The following is a 16,788-nucleotide window of genomic DNA, read 5'->3' as shown; positions in this document are numbered from 1 at the left end:
ATCCTATCCCCCACCCCTTTTCAATTATATTCAACTGACTATCTCTTTTCCAAAGTATCTTGAACTACTTTCCATATGTTCTTTGACAGTATTAATCAAATTAATCATCCACTCCGGCTTATTGTCTATTGGTTCGGATAAAGAACGAAGACATCTTATATATGAGTATAGAAAGCCGTATCTCTTGAATATCTCTGTCTTTTTGTATATATCATCATCAATCATATACTGAGTTTTATATCCTTTAATCAATAACTTCTCTACATCCAACTTATTATTATCAGGTAATGATTCTGATATTTTCTGGATAGTTAAAATTATGTCCATTACATACCAGTGATACACTGCATCATCAAAATCAATGACATTGAATGTATTAGTCTGTTCATCCCAGAAAACATTATCCAAATCAAAATCATAATGTATAAGACCAAAATTAGTATTATTCTTATCAAGACCCCCTAGTTCCTTTTTTAATATTTCAACTTCTTTCTTGGCGAAGTTTTCATTTTCATAGTCTGACAGAACATTATCCATCCATTCAAGTTGCTTAATGTAAGAAATTCTATTATGATTCTTTGGAACAAACTTATTACTTAGTTTATGGAGTCTACCCAAAGAACAGCCTAGATTATATATTATTTCTCCATTCAATTTAACTTTATCAAGTCTTACACCTTTAACCCTTTTAAATACAACTGCTGAATATTTTCCCCATGAAGTATCTATCAATTCCATTTCTTTATTGTTATTTGAAGCTACCAGTTCCAAGACAGGATACTTCTCTTCCTTTAGAAATTTTATGTACTCCAGTTCAGCCTTGATATCTTCAGGTAATTTTTCTTGAACGGGAGAAAACCGTAATAGCTGTATTTTTCCATGATTACTAAAGGGATATACTGCATTGGATGAAATCCTATATTGATCCAAGATATCAATATCCTTCTCATCATATTCCCAATAATCAAGGATATTCATTACTAATTCTCTATTGTCATATAAGTATTTTAGTCTCATCATTTTCTTTTCCCCCTTGCATTGATTCTGGCATATTCTTTTTTCTTATTTCTCCTATCTAATACTTTAATAATCTCCTTCATCATAGAAGAATCTATATCTTTTGCTATTACAAAATCTCCTACCACAGGGTAATTTTTATTCTCTTTAGCAATATATATGAACTTACCCATGACTTTTGCTTCAACTATTCCCTTTTCCGTTAATAGAGTATATATTTCTCCCATTTGAGCAATTATTCTTGCTGGAAAACCTGTACTACCATCTTTATTTATGTTAGTTATATATACGTTGTTAAAATAATCATCAAAACCATATTTTCTTAATTTTTCTATATCCATACTAACCTCCGAAGATATTTTTGCACACTAAAAAATCGCAAAGTACATTTGCGATTAATTAATAAGAGTGCATCGCTAATACACTCATTCTTATATAATTAAATGAGCAACTTAAACTTTGATAATACCAGATGAGTTAACATCTGCTTCTTTATTCAATTAAAATCTACTCTCCTCTGTTTGTATCATTCGACTTTTCATGTCGCTCACTCCCTTCGAACGTTATAACAATTATTATATATTACTTCAATATAAATTGCAATTTGTAATTAATTAAATGTTCAAAATACTATTTAGAAAAAGTGATTTTGTTGTTTAGATTCAACAGTTCTTTATAAATCTTATTGGCTTCTTTATATTTTCTTTTATTTTCTAGATATTCAATAAGACCTAATTTTATGTCTATTGCCACATCTATCTTATCCTTCTCATAATATGCTAATATATCTTTTGTTCTTTTGTAAAAAATATCTTCGTTGAAATGGTAGATCTTTATTTGTAAAAACTCTAATAAGGGATAGTAGCTAGAGTCTTTATATTCTTCCCTAAGGTATTTATCAAATATCCTATCTACTTCATCCATTTTCTTCAGATAATAGCATATTTCTGCATAGTTGTAAGCAGGCAATAAAGGGTTTGTTTGGATATCCATTGCTTTTTTACAATATTCCATACTTTTTTCGTATTCATTTGTGTTGAAATATAGATAAGATAGATTAGTGTAAACATGCCAATATATTTTTTTGATATCAAAATAATTTGCTCCATTTAATGCAGACAATAAATATTTTTCCGCTTTTGTATAGTTTTTTAAATAACAATGACATATTCCAAGATAATTATGACACCACATTGCATTTTTATAGTATCCATTTTTCTCGTAGCTGGCTAATGCTTTCTCAAGATGATAAATACCTTCTATGGTACGATTGTTAAAACAATAATTACATCCAAGCAAGTAATTAGCCCATGGGGTTTCTTTTATGTTTATAGCCTCTTCAATCTTTTTAATACCTTCCATGTGACTATTGAATTTATAAATTACTTTACCTGATACCATTAGAAATATATATTTTAACTTTTTTGGTAATGTAGTATATATTTTATCTATATTTTTAATGTCATGTTCAAGAGTATTATAATCCTCTTTTAGTACAAAGACTTTGTAAAGCAATTGATATATTTTATACTCTATATTGTATGGTGATAATTTTATGACCTCTTCAATCTCTTGAATTTCACTGTATATATTAGTGGCTTCTTCATAATTTAGTATCTCTATCATAAGCATCATTGTATAGAACTTCTGTCTTAGCTTTCCTATACTTTCTATTTCAGTTATTTCATCAATGCCTAATTTTTTCAATAACTCTTCTATAATATCTCCTCTTAGAGTTTTCTTACCGTTTTCAAAATAACTAAGATGGCTTTTTGAGCATATACCATATGCTAGAGCCTCTTGGGAATATTCGTTTTGTAGTCTGTTATACTTGATCCAGCCTGATAGGAAATCATATTCTACTTCTTTGTTGAATACTTTTACATAACCTTTCAATGTTATCCCTCACTTTAAATGTATGTTATATGGTTTCGTTCACATATTATGGTCAAATTATAACTAATATTATAACTTAACGCAAGTATTATTATAGTATTATTCAACTTGTTTTCATTGTTATTTGTATTGTCAGCTTTTATAATTTATATATGTTGGTTGAGAGCTTTAATATTAAATAGAGTGTGGTTTAACAGTCGTGAAAATAGTATAGGGGAATATTCCGTCAGCCAGTTAAACGTCCATGTTTAAATGGCTGAGTTCGCCGTCCATGGCTCACTGCTCCATATTCCCCTATACTATTTTCACTCGGTATTTGAATCATATCTATTGTACCTTAGAAAGTATATGTGATACTTCTTCAACCTATAAAATAATGTTTGGAGTGATAATTTATGAAATATAAGAATAATGTTCTTTTGGTTAGTGGGAATATAGTATCTAAGATGGGGAGTACTTTACATAACATTGCTTTGAAAAGTTGGTTGATCTCTATAAGTCATAACGCTGCTTTGTTAGGGTGGATAAGTGCTTTGACTACTATTCCTATGTTGTTATTTAACTTTGTATCAGGATATTTGGCAGATACTAAGAATAAAAAACGAATAATTGTTGTTACGGATTTTGTTAGTGGGATTGTATGTTTATTGTTTGCTTTATTGGTTAATGTGAATAAGATATATGTTCCTCTTATATTGATGGTTAATATTACGTTGGCGGTTTGTCATTCTTTGTTTTCTCCATCATTAAGAGCGTTGGTTCCTGCTATTATTTCTAAGGAGACAATAAAAAAGACCAATGCTGTTTTATCCAATCTTACTGAATTAGTGAAGATTGTATCTCCTGCTCTAACTACCTATTTATTAACTATTGATTCAATATCTATAAAAACTCTATTCGTAATTAATGGTGTTAGTTTTTTACTTTCGTCAATTAGTGAAATGTTTATTGATTACCGTTATAAAAATGGTAATTCTAAATCATCAGTGAAACATTTATTTTATAATATCAACGATGGTTTTTATTACCTTAAATCACATACTGTTTTATTTAAACTAATTATCTTTGCCATGATAACAAATTTATTTTTATCTGGATATAATGTTCTACTACCTTATTATGGTGAAGTTATTTTGAGGGATTCCAAGATTTATGGTATTGCACTAAGTTTTGAAGCTGCTGGTGCGATTATTGCATCATTTTTTATTTATCTCTCCAAGAAAAAAGAGGTTGATTTGAATGATATTGTCAAGGCGACTATTCCTCAAGGATTATCCTTGATTATTGGGGCATACCCACATTCTTATGCTCTATTTGTATCAGTCTTTTTATTTGGTTATTTTCTTTCAAGATTCAATGTTTTGTTCTTTACTTATATACAATCTAATTGTGATGAGAATTATTTGGGAAGGGTATTTTCGGTTATATTTACAATGGCTGGTGTTTTAATGCCTTTAGGAGATATTATATTTGGATATGTTTCTTCTATACTTGCTAATTATACTTTTGTTGTAATTGGTGGCGGTATCCTAATTGCGACTTTATTCATATTCAATAAGAAACAAAAGGTTAACCAAACCTATAATCCTTGATTTATTTGGATTAAATTAAAAGTGGAAAAGCTGAATCAATAAGTTAATTTTATTTTCTATAATATTTTTATTAGATATAATAAAAAGCTATCAATTAAGGTAATTTAGCAGTTTACCTTTCTAAATTGATAGCTATAATATATTTATTTTAATTTATTGTTTTCATATATTGTCCACTGAAACTTAAGCCCTTCATGTTCTTTCATTTCACTTTTCCATGTTATGTTCCAGTTATCAAGCTCATCCAAGTTAGTGATGTACTTATCAGCAGGTAGCTCACCATATACCTTAGTAACATAGGCTTTCTCACAATTATCTAAAAATAAATTGTAAATTTCTGCACCACCAATAATAAATACTTCATCAGATTTGTACCTTGTGATATAATCTAAAACTTCATCTTTACTGTGACAGACGATAGTATCTTCACAAGTAAAATCTTTATCTCTAGTTAAAATTATATTTTCTCTTCCTTTTAGAGGTTTTCCTTTTGGTAAGGACTCTAGAGTTTTTCTTCCCATGACAACAACTTTGTTCATTGTCTTTTCTTTGAAATAAGGTAAATCTCCTGGTAAATAGGTAAGTAATCCACCGTTATAACCTACTGCCCAATTATTATCCACAGCAACTATTAAGTTCATCCACAAATCACCCTTTTAGTTTATATGTTATCCACATATAATTAATCTTTGTTAACATCTTACACAGCTACAGGTATACCTTTAATCTGTTCACCTTTTTGATAATTCTCTAATACAAAGTCATTTACTGTAAAATCGTAGAAATCCTTTATTTCTGGATTAACAATAAGTTTTGGAGCATCATAAATTTTACGTGATATAAGCTCTTCAACTAGTGGTATATGTCTATCGTAAATATGAGCATCAGCAATAACATGTACTAATTCTCCCACTTCTAGTCCTGATACTCTGGCAAACATATGGACTAGAGTAGCATATTGGACTACATTCCAATTGTTAGCTACTAATACATCATTAGAACGCTGATTGAGTATAGCGTTTAGTTTATTACCTGTCACATTAAAAGTGACACTATATGCACAAGGATATAAGTTCATCTCATGTAGATCCTGATGGTTATAAATATTAGTCATAATTCGTCTACTGCTTGGATTATGTTTAAGGTCATATAATACACGATCTACTTGGTCGAATTCGCCTTCATTATATTTGTGTTTTATTCCTAATTGATAGCCGTAAGCTTTTCCTATTGAACCTGTTTCATCAGCCCAGCTATCCCATATCTTACTTTTTAAGTCTTTTATGTTATTTGATTTTTTTTGCCATATCCATAGAATTTCATCAATTGCTGATTTTAGGTATGTAGGTCTTAACGTGAGAATTGGGAATTCTTCAGCTAAATTATAGCGGTTGACAACACCAAACTTCTTGATTGTATGTGCTGGTGTTCCGTCCTGCCATCTAGGTCGTACTTCTTGTCCTTCTGAACTATAACCATTGTCAATGATGTCTCTACACATATCAATAAATATCTTATCTGCTCTACTCATAACTCACATTCCTTTCTCTATGGTAATAACTTAATTTAACCTTGTATAATATTACAGTATAAATGAAAAATTGTCTATAAAAACTTATATTAAGTCGTGTAATTTTTTTTGATTTATATTGTAAGTAAGTCAGAAATATTGTTTTGTTCTGACTTGGTTATTGCAAAATAGTATATGTATATGTTACGCCAGCTACTTGCTCGTCCTGAGCAAAAAGCTGGGTTCGGCGTCCTGCCTCACTACTCCACATATACATATACTATTTTGCTTTGAGTAATCTTCAATGTAATCACAAAACACTTTTTCTTCTATTTACCATAACTATTGGCTATTACCATCGTCACATTTTTTTTACTGCTCAAGAGTGGTAAATATAGAAATAACCATATATAGTGATAATAACAACTTTTACGGCTTGTTGCCATACCTTAAAAACAGATAGAAGCAACAAACGTAACGAGAGTGTATTATCACTATATATGGTTTCAATATACGACCGTTGTCTGTTTTAATTTAATACTTTATCGACTATATATAGCCTATATCATTTTAGCTTATATAGATTAAGCCTCTAATTTATCGCTTTCAGCATATTTCTTAATATCAGAAAGTCCCATGTATATATTAACATTCTCATCATCAATAACTATAAGTGTTGGTGCTGTTCTTATTTTGTATTTTGATGCTAGTTCAGCATGTTCTTCAGCATCAATTATTTTAACACTCTTGTTTTCAAGATATTGTTTTGCTATATGACAGTTAGGACATGTCTTTGTAGTGAATAATAATTTTTCAGCATTATTTGTAGCTTCTAATGTTGCTGCAATTTCTTCTTCTGCTTTGAAACTAGTATGTATTGATTTTATGGTTGATTTAGCAGGTTCGTATTCTTTTCTATGTTTGAACTCTTGAGCCTTACCATCATTCCAATGTTGTACCGGTCTGTAATATCCAGTGATTCTGCTGTATACTTCAGTAGAAGCTCCACAATGAGGACAAGTGTATTCTTCACCTGGTATATAACCATGAGTCTTACATACAGAATAAGTAGGTGAAATTGTATAGTATGGTAATGTATAATTGTCCGCTATTGTTTTAACTAAATTAGCAGCAGCCTTCCAATCTGGAAGTTTTTCTCCAAGGAATGCATGGAATACTGTTCCTGATGTATATTTGTTTTGGAATTCATCCTGCATGTCAAGTGCATCAAATACATCTGTTGTATAGTTAACAGGTAAATGTGTACTATTAGTGTAGTAAGGTGTTTCTCCTTCTTTTCCTGCTGATAATATATTACCATATTGTTTTTTATCATGTTTTGCTAATCTATAACTAGTGGATTCTGCTGGCGTAGCTTCCAAGTTATAGAGATCTCCATATTCCTCTTGATAATCGGAGAGTCTATTTCTCATATGATCAAGAACGTCTAGAGCAAATTTTCTAGCACCTTCTTCAGTTATATCTGATTTGATCCATTTAGCATTTAGAGTAGCTTCATTCATACCAACTAATCCAATAGTTGAGAAATGGCTGTTGAAGTTACCCAAATATTTTTTAGTATATGGATATAATCCTTCTTGTAATAATTTAGTTATTACTTGTCTTTTTATCTTAAGTGAACGTGCAGATATATCCATCATTTTATCTAGTCTTTGATAAAATTCTTGTTCATTGTTAGCTAGATACGCTATTCTTGGCATGTTTATAGTAACAACACCAACTGAACCAGTGCTTTCACCAGAACCAAAGTAACCACCTTGTTTCTTTCTAAGCTCTCTTAGGTCAAGGCGTAATCTACAACACATACTTCTTATATCACTAGGTTCCATATCGCTGTTAACATAATTACTGAAATATGGAGTTCCGTATTTTGCAGTCATTTCAAATAATAATTTATTGTTTTCTGTTTCATCCCAATTAAAATCTTTTGTTATTGAATATGTTGGAATTGGATATTGGAAACCTCTACCGTTTGCGTCTCCTTCAATCATGATTTCAATGAATGCCTTATTAATCAAATCCATTTCTTTTTGGCAGTCACCATAAGTAAAATCTTGTTCTTTACCTGACACTATAGCAGGTAATCCCGCTAAGTCATTTGGAACCATCCAATCAAGTGTAATATTAGAGAATGGAGATTGTGTTCCCCATCTGCTAGGTGTATTGACACCAAATACGAATGATTGAATACATTGTTTTGTTTCTTTATATGTAAGATTATCAACTTTGACAAAAGGTGCTAAATATGTATCAAAAGAAGAGAATGCCTGTGCTCCTGCCCATTCATTTTGCATTATTCCAAGGAAATTAACCATTTGATTACAAAGAGTAGATAAATGGCTCGCTGGTGATGATGTTATCTTTCCTGGAACACCACCAAGACCTTCTTCTATTAATTGTTTTAATGACCATCCAGCGCAATATCCTGTTAACATTGAAAGGTCATGAATATGTATATCACCACTTCTATGAGCTTTTGCTACATCTTCATCATATATTTCTGATAACCAGTAGTTAGCAGTTATAGCTCCTGAATTATGTAAAATAAGTCCTCCCACTGAATATGTAACTGTAGAGTTTTCTTTAACTCTCCAATCTTCTTCCTTTACATAACTATTGACTATTTCTTTATAGTCAAGTATTGTGGATTTCATATTTCTTATTTTTTCTCTTTGTTTTCTATATAGAATATATGCTTTTGCTACATCAGTGTAACCGGTTTGCTCTAAAACTTTTTCTACGCTATCCTGTACATCTTCAACAGTAATCTTTCCATCCTTAATTTTATCTTGAAAATCAGATGTAACTCTTAGCACTAAAATATCTAATATCTCTTCAGTGTAATTCTTATCTGTCGCAATAAATGCTTTTGTGATTGCTTCCTTAATCTTAACAAAATCAAATTTGCTTATTTTTCCATCTCTTTTAACAACGTCAAACATTGATAGTCTCCTCTCTCACAACGAATTAATAATAATATACCATATATACCCATACTAGTCAATATAAAAAACACTACATAATGTATCAATTCCACACATGCACACTATATATGGTATATGCGGAATAGGCTATTAATACTAGAATATATGTTGTTTTATGTTTTATTTTTAGGTATTAGATATTATATTCGAAGTCCCTTTTGCCAATTAAAACCACCAATATTGTGAATTTAATTATATATTGTCACAATATTTGGTGGTTAATTTTATATGCTATAATTTTAAATTAGTACTTTAGTCTTTATTTTATTTAGTTCCCCATAAGTCTTATCATCTACATAAGCTTCTATATAAGTTCCTTCATTTCTATACTCTTCTTTTATTATCTGTCCATTTACACGAATCTGATTTAGAAGATTACCATTGTCATAAGAAATAACTTCTTTAATTAATATTTTGTCTTGTTGAATCTTTTTCTCTATTATATCCAACAACTCTTCTAATCCTGTTCCTTCTTTGACTGAAACCTGTAAAGTCTTGTATGCATTATAATCCTCAAGATGTTTGTTGCTTCCTTCTTTGTCAATCTTATTGAAAATAGTTATGACTGTTTTACCTGTTGCACCTAATTCTTCTAGAGTTTCATATACAACCCTTATATGGCTATTGGCTTGTTCATTAGCACTATCTACTACATGGATTAAAATATCTGCTACAACAGCTTCTTCAAGTGTAGAATGAAAAGCTTTTATCAGATGATGAGGTAACTTTCTAATAAATCCAACTGTATCTGTTAATAAAACTTCTGTACCATTAGGTAATATCAATTGTCTCGTAGTTGGATCCAGTGTTGCAAATAATTTATCCTCTTCAAGAACCTCTGCATCAGTTAATTTATTCAGCAACGTTGATTTCCCAGCGTTAGTATAACCAACTATAGCTATTTTTACCTTACCCTGTTTTTTTCTTCTTTCTCTAATAAGGTCTCTGTGATTCTTAACGTCCAATAACTCTTTCTTAAGTTGTGATATCCTGTTTCTGATATGTCTTCTATCAGTCTCTAGTTTCTTTTCACCAGGTCCTCTTGTACCAATACCACCACCAAGTCTGGATAAAGATGTCCCTATACCAGCTAATCTTGATAATCTATATTGAAGTTGTGCTAGTTCAACTTGAATTATACCTTCTCTAGTATGAGCTCTTTTTGCAAAGATATCTAGAATTAACATTGTCCTATCCATAATCTTACATTCCAATACATCTTCCAGATTCTTAAGCTGAGCTGGTGATAATTCATCGTCACATATTATTCCTGTTGCATCTAGTTCATATATCAACTCTTTTATTTCAGCAATTTTACCTTTTCCCAAGTAAGTTCCCGGATGAACACTTTCTCTATTTTGTATAACTTTCTCTAAAGTTATAGCTCCTGCTGTATTAGCCAATTCTTCTAATTCATCAAGGGATTCTTCACAATAAGAATCATTTTCCCTAGTAGCTACACAGACAAGTATAACTCTATCAACATAATCTCTTTCTATTTCAAAGTGTTTTTCTGGCATATAAATTCCTCCTATAGAAACTAAGGGAAGGTTTTAACTCTACCTTTTTAGTTTCTCTTCAATAAATTTAATCTCATTTTTTGCATCTACCTGATTTTCGTTAATTTCTAATACTTTATTGAACATCTTAAGCGCCTCCTCATATTTTTCTTGGTATTCTAAAGATAATCCTTTCTTAAAATAACTATTGTATATGTCAGGATTTATCTTTACAGCTTGGTCATAATATTGAATTGATTTCTCATATTCTTCTAACTTTTGATATAAATCACCAATCTCTATTGTTATATCATAATTATTTGGAACAGCTTCTAAATACTTTTCAAAAGCTGCAATTGCTTCTTCGTCCTGTTCTAAATATTCATGTAGATATCCCTTTTGGGCTAAAGCATCGTTGTTTCCATAATCAGCAGCAACTGAATAGTTGATTAATGCTTGCCCATAGTCCTTTTTCTTAAAATATTCATTACCCCTGCCAATATATGCATCAGCATAGTTTTGCCATTTATCTATAATAAAATCATAGATTTCTATTGCCTTATCAGTTTCATCTTTTTCACTATATATAAGTGCTTTTGTATTATAGACCTGAGGTATTATTGGATTAAGCTCTATCGCTGTATTTGCATCAGCAAGAGCTTTATCATATTCTTTTGTAATAAAGAAAACAAATGCTCTATTAGCATATGCATAAGCATATGATTGGTCTATTGATAATGCTTTGTTATAACTTTCCAAAGCTTCATCATACTTACCCCAATCCTTATAGAGAATACCTTTCGCATTATATATTGTTTTGTCATTCTTGTTTATTTTAAGGGCTTTATCAAATGACTCAATACCTTTTTCATATTCACCTAATAATCCATATGCTGTACCTCTAGTAGTATAAGTTATTCCTAATGATTCTTTTTCTTGAAAATAATTTCTTAGGCTAATTGCTTTATCTAGATCTTCTATAGCTTTTTGAACTTCTCCTAGCGCTAGATTCATATATCCCCTATTACTATAGGCTACTGCATCTTTACTATTCAAACTTATTGCCTCATCCACATCCTTCAATGCTTCATCATAACTGCCAAGTTCAAAATATATCATACCTCTGTTAGCATATGAAGTAGAAAAATCTGGATACTCTTCTATAGCATGATTATATTTTTCAAGTGCTTCTTGGTATTTTCCCTGTGAAAAAAGTTCAAAACCTTCTTTATTGATCTTAATTACTTCTTTATCAGAACCACATCCCACAATAAATATGGTTACTATAATTAATATACTTAACAATCTTTTCATTGGTATTACTCCGTTCCAGTATTCATGTAATTTCTTTTATACAAATTACTCATCTTAATAGTATCATTTCATATTATACCATATTAAATGTAAAATATTAACCTTTGATTTATTTCATTGAAATTTTTATTATTCTGATTATGTATAAATCATAAAAGATTACTCTATACAGTCAGGTAAACTTAAGTAATGAACCTAGCTAGATAATTAATATTAACAGCATTGTTATATATGTATCTTATTATTACTCTAAGCAATTATTAGCAACATATTATTGCAATATTGAATATTCATAAAGAAAGGGATATAGTCCATATATGCTAATCCCTTTCTCACCGTTATTATTTACTTCCTCTTATAGCTTGAAAAGCACCAAGCAAATCTAACTCTCCATATCCCCATTCACTATTAGGATATTTAATTGACCTTTTTCTCTTAGCTCCTCTAATTAAGTAGTTTCTAACTTTACCTGTATCCATTGTAGGGTCATTACCTTTTATTATCCCCCATTCTAATAATAATGCTGCTGCTCCTCCTGTTATAGCTGCACTTATACTTGTTCCTGTCATTGGTCCATAAGTATCGTCTGGTAATGGACCCACTACCCCCACGCCGGGAGCTACTAAATCTGGTTTTAATACATCATCTCTTGTCAATCCCCTGCCCGAAGATAGATATAAGCTTCCAGATTTATGGTCATATGCGCCTACTGAAAGAAGCCCTATACTTGATGATGGGTCAGTTATTGTTGTAAATGGGTCTGGTAATAAGAATTGGGTTTCGTCTTTTATCCAATCTTTTCTAGGCAGCCAAACATCGATTCTTCCATTCACTATGAGGTCACCATACACAGTAATGGTCCAAATACCCTCAGTAGGCTCTTCCATCCTAACAAAGATGACTTCATCTCCTGTCCTGCCTTCTGATAATTGATACTCTATATAAATCGTTGTTCTTTCTAATAAAAATTTTATTTCTTCTTTTTTGGCTAATGTAGCTGGTATTCTATCAATAAATTCACCTGTAGGTGATGTTATGGATATTGATATCTTATCTGGTGCATTGCTCCATATATTAAATGTAAATCCTGGTTCATTAGGTGCTACTTTTATTTCTATATTCTTGAATTCATCATCTTCTTCAAATTGACCTCTATAATGATGTGCCAAATTACTTTCATTTCCAACAGCAACGGTTACTGTATTACCTATCCTTCTAGCGATTGACTGTAAATAACTCTCTGTTATTGAACTTCCGTCATGTGCTCCTTGATTACTTCCTACACCAATAATTATTGAAAGTGGCATTTGCAATTTAACAGCCAATTCACGTATATATTTAGCTGCAAATATTACATCTGTATTTTGATAAACATTATCAATATTATCCTGTATTAAGTAAAAACCTTTAAGACATTTTTTTGCTTCCTTTAATTTTACGACAACTATTGATGCATCTGGAGCAGCTCCTACAAAATTATTAGCTCTATCTTCACGACCAGCTGAAATACCAGCTAGAAAAGTGCCATGACCAGTTTTATCAATAGATGGTACAATAGTCAAAGGATCTTCTGCTTGTAATGCCTCATTAATCTGCTTCTCATTAAATTCTGTTCCATATATGAATCCTTCCGGTGGTGAACCTTCTATGGTCTGATCCCAGATAGCTTTTATCTTAGTAGTATTATCTTCATATGTAAATATTGAGTCAGTATAATCAATTCCTGAATCAATTATTCCTATCAAAACTCCCCCACCTCTAAGAGGTACATATGGCTGATTGTGGAAGGTTAATATACCTGCATCTTCTAAAGCACTTAATGCATAAGGTCCATAGCAGTGTGGGATATCACTAAGATTAACTCTATTAATAATCCCTCTGCACCCATCTTTGCCAATAAATATATGTACTACTGCATATTGGTCATCCAATATCTGTATACACTCTGGGTTATATCTCTCATATATATCCTCTATACTCTCATATTCAATCAGTAAATCAAAATACTCTTCTGATATTACTGCTTGTTTACATACTTCAGGATCACTTCCTTCACGAATCCGTTCTCTAATCTCTTCTCCCCTATTACTTTCAGCTATTTCAACTCCACCTAATCCTCTAAAAGCATTAGCTAAACAAAGAGTTCCATATCCCCATAAATTATTAGGGTAATCAAATAGTGCTTCGTTCCTCCTTGCAGATCTCTGTAAATATGATTTAACCTTTTCACCATATAGATAAGGGTCATTACCTTTTACAATACCCCATTCCATCAATAAAGCGGCTGACCCTGTGACAAATGGAGTTGCCATACTGGTTCCACTTAATGAATCATAACCCCCGCCGGGATATGCTGCTACTATATTAACCCCTGGTGCCACTAAATCTGGTTTTACAGTTATTGTATTAGACTGTCTAGTATACCCTCTTCCTGAAAATGGTGCTAAACTTCCTGTTGATGAGTCATATGCTCCAACTGTTATTACTTTTGTTGCTGTTGAAGGCATAGTAAGAGTCGTATCTATGGTAGGTCTAAGAAATTTTGTATCTTTTCCCACTGAACTAGGTAACCACATATCATAATTTCCTGATACTATACTATCAGCTTGAAGAGTTATCTTCCATATTCCTTCAGTAACATAATTACCAGTTTGTGGAATTAATTCAATATATATTTGTTGATCCAAATTAAAAGGTGATGGTTCTCCATAGTATAATAAAACTCTAGTTCCATCTAAGTTAAATTGCTGTTTACCAAGAGTAGGCGATATAAAACCTGAAGACACACCATTAGGTGCTTGTATTGACACATTTATTGCATCCGAATAAGCTTTCCATAATTGTATAGTTATGTTAGGCTCTCCAGTGAATACTGCTATTTCAACAATTTCTTCGTCACCTTCATTAAGTGTACCACTAGTATGAAGTGCTGTACTACCTTCATTTCCAGAGCCAACAGAAATAACATTTTTCCATTCACTAGCTATACTATCAATAAAAGTTTCAAATAAAGATTTACCATCATGGGGGCCATAATTATTTCCAAAACTTAGATTAATTGATACTGGTCTTCCTAATTCTTCTGCTTTTCTTGTTACATAAACCAATGCCCGCATAATCTCAGTAGTACTTGGAAACGATTCCTGACCTCTCCTGCCCAACTTGACAATGATATATTCTGCTTCAGGTGCTACTCCAATAAATTGTCCGTTACTTGCTCTGCCATTCCCTCCTGCTATACCTGCTACATGAGTTCCATGACCTAAGAAGTCATCTGAAGGAACTACTTCAAGCATTTGAAATCTATTATTTTTACTAAGTGCCTCATTTATTTGTTCAGCGGTATATTCAGACCCTTCACTAAAGCCTTCAGGTGGACTTCCTTGAATAGATTGATCCCATAAGGTTACTATACGAGTTGTTCCATCTTCATTTCTAAAGTCAGGATGGGAATAGTCTATACCAGAATCTATTATCCCTAATAACACTCCTTTACCCTTTAAACCTGGAAAAACATTTTGAACTGATGTGATACATGCATCCCTAAGACTGGTATCAAGGCTAAAATATAGGCTACTAGGTTTTTCTACATATTCTATCTCTGGAAAGGAAGCAAATTGATCGATATTTTCTTGTTTTATTGTGACTATAGCATAATCCATTGTCAGCTGCTCAATATCTTCTGTCAATGCTCTTATTTCAGGAATATCCCCAATATCTCCATTGTATTTTACAATCAGTTCCCACGTATTAGCTTCTTCATTGTACCCCACATTGAGATTAGTCGTATACTCTCTTTCTGTACTGGTCAAATCAACAGCTAGATTCAATCTATCATCTACTTTTTGATTATTATCCATTATCTCACCCCACTAAAACTCTCTTATTCTAATTTATGACAGTTACCTTGATTTCTTGTATAAATTTTTACTCTTTGAGGATTTTTTATGATTCCATATTATTTGACATACCCAGTTATTTCAAATATACTAATCCATATACAAATGTTAAGTCGTTAGAGGTGAATATATGACTAATTTAAAAAGAATACTAATTTTTGCTGTAATAATCATATTGCTTGGATTCTATGGTATTGCTATATATTATGCATTAACCCACGGAGAGAATAGTGGTGAAATAATAGTTTTTTGTATAGCTTCTACTTGTGTGTTATCAGTTTTTATTGGAATCATATTGAGGATAAGAAAAAACAAGTGACATCATGTATCTACAAGAAGATTTTAATTAAGAAAGGGCTGTATCATCAAATGATCAGCCCCTAGAAGAATTGTTTTATCATATTCTAATAACTACTTCTTTTCCTTTATTGTGATTAACATTTTTATCTAAGAACATATCGAATGAATTCTCCACTACTTCAACTATTTCCATTAACTCTTCTACCCCATAATAGTTGAAATAATCTGTTACCCTGCATTCTTCCATGCTTTTACTTAGTTCTTCATCCATATCATGTTCTTTTAACTCATTCGCCAACTTAAGATTTTCCAACGTTATAATTGAACTTATTGTAATAAGTTTAAGATATGCTTTATTAGTAGAATAGTGAAATGCTAATTGTATAAAACTCAGCCTATCCAAAGACTTATTTATAGTATTTATACAAAATTCCGACAATATTTTAAGTGCTTCACCTTTTTCTACTTCATTCACCAAAAGATACTTATAGACTGCGTTAATAGCTACAGCAAAATCTAAATATACCTTATAGATTTTTGTCTCGAATCTACAGGCTTCTGTTTTTAAATCTTCGTATAGTTTTAATATTTTTCCTACGTAATCTCTAGTTAAATTATCATTCAGTGTTTTTTCAAATAGTGGGTATTCTAGACGTAAAACATTTTCAAATCTACTATCTGACATCTTGCATATATCCTTTCTTATATACATATAAAAATTAAATTATAAATTTTCTATCAATTACAAATTAATTG

At 31.2% G+C, this 16,788-nt stretch carries 12 protein-coding genes; 2 read left to right on the top strand and 10 right to left on the bottom strand.

Translation table 11 applies throughout. From position 1 onward, the window contains the following. Nucleotides 1–30 precede the first annotated feature (30 nt). The 3 genes from AACQ14_RS18755 to AACQ14_RS18745 form a co-directional block, all read right to left on the bottom strand. Nucleotides 31–1,020, bottom strand: coding sequence for a phosphotransferase enzyme family protein (locus tag AACQ14_RS18755; RefSeq protein ID WP_339365120.1), 990 nt, complete (start codon nt 1,018–1,020; stop codon nt 31–33). Beyond that, complete coding sequence (locus AACQ14_RS18750; protein WP_339365119.1) at nt 1,017–1,358, bottom strand: ribosome small subunit-dependent GTPase A; 342 nt, start codon at nt 1,356–1,358, stop codon at nt 1,017–1,019. The genes AACQ14_RS18755 and AACQ14_RS18750 overlap by 4 nt, the downstream gene beginning before the upstream one ends. 289 nt (nt 1,359–1,647) lie before the next feature. Then, a complete protein-coding gene (locus AACQ14_RS18745) occupies nt 1,648–2,913 on the bottom strand; it encodes a tetratricopeptide repeat protein (protein WP_339365118.1) in 1,266 nt (421 codons plus the stop codon). 395 nt (nt 2,914–3,308) lie between these two features. On the opposite strand from AACQ14_RS18745, the gene AACQ14_RS18740 reads away from it, so the two are divergent. Beyond that, nucleotides 3,309–4,505, top strand: coding sequence for an MFS transporter (locus tag AACQ14_RS18740; RefSeq protein ID WP_339365117.1), 1,197 nt, complete (start codon nt 3,309–3,311; stop codon nt 4,503–4,505). A 143-nt stretch (nt 4,506–4,648) separates the two neighbouring features. Here AACQ14_RS18740 and AACQ14_RS18735 read toward each other — a convergent pair whose 3' ends face one another. The 6 genes from AACQ14_RS18735 to AACQ14_RS18710 all read right to left on the bottom strand — a co-directional run bounded on the left by AACQ14_RS18735 (nt 4,649) and on the right by AACQ14_RS18710 (nt 15,693). Further along, entirely contained in the window at nt 4,649–5,146 is a 498-nt protein-coding gene (locus AACQ14_RS18735; RefSeq protein WP_339365116.1) for a dihydrofolate reductase, read from the bottom strand. A 59-nt stretch (nt 5,147–5,205) separates the two neighbouring features. Beyond that, nucleotides 5,206–6,036: a thymidylate synthase gene (gene thyA, locus AACQ14_RS18730; RefSeq protein WP_339365115.1), complete on the bottom strand. Its 831-nt coding sequence runs from the start codon at nt 6,034–6,036 to the stop codon at nt 5,206–5,208. A 563-nt stretch (nt 6,037–6,599) separates the two neighbouring features. After that, nucleotides 6,600–8,978, bottom strand: a complete 2,379-nt coding sequence (locus AACQ14_RS18725) for a ribonucleoside triphosphate reductase (protein WP_339365114.1) — start codon at nt 8,976–8,978, stop codon at nt 6,600–6,602. A 281-nt stretch (nt 8,979–9,259) separates the two neighbouring features. Continuing rightward, on the bottom strand, nt 9,260–10,540 hold the full coding sequence (gene hflX / locus AACQ14_RS18720) for a GTPase HflX (RefSeq protein WP_339365113.1): 1,281 nt from the start codon (nt 10,538–10,540) through the stop codon (nt 9,260–9,262). 39 nt (nt 10,541–10,579) lie between these two features. Next, the gene (locus AACQ14_RS18715) at nt 10,580–11,833 is read right to left on the bottom strand and encodes a tetratricopeptide repeat protein (RefSeq protein WP_339365112.1); all 1,254 of its coding nucleotides are present in this window, start codon (nt 11,831–11,833) and stop codon (nt 10,580–10,582) included. Nucleotides 11,834–12,174: 341 nt separating this feature from the next. Continuing rightward, nucleotides 12,175–15,693: a S8 family peptidase gene (locus AACQ14_RS18710; RefSeq protein WP_339365111.1), complete on the bottom strand. Its 3,519-nt coding sequence runs from the start codon at nt 15,691–15,693 to the stop codon at nt 12,175–12,177. Between the two features lie 169 nt (nt 15,694–15,862). On the opposite strand from AACQ14_RS18710, the gene AACQ14_RS18705 reads away from it, so the two are divergent. Further along, nucleotides 15,863–16,051 carry a hypothetical protein gene (locus tag AACQ14_RS18705; protein WP_339365110.1) on the top strand — a complete coding sequence of 63 codons (189 nt, stop codon included), beginning with the start codon at nt 15,863–15,865 and terminating at the stop codon, nt 16,049–16,051. 78 nt (nt 16,052–16,129) lie between these two features. On the opposite strand, the gene AACQ14_RS18700 is transcribed toward AACQ14_RS18705, so the two are convergent. Then, nucleotides 16,130–16,744, bottom strand: a complete 615-nt coding sequence (locus AACQ14_RS18700) for a hypothetical protein (RefSeq protein WP_339365109.1) — start codon at nt 16,742–16,744, stop codon at nt 16,130–16,132. Nucleotides 16,745–16,788: the final 44 nt, after the last annotated feature.

This window comes from Vallitalea maricola (assembly GCF_036985595.1).
GTDB classification, from domain to species: domain Bacteria; phylum Bacillota; class Clostridia; order Lachnospirales; family Vallitaleaceae; genus Vallitalea; species Vallitalea maricola.
This window is presented reverse-complemented; position numbering and strand designations above follow the sequence as displayed.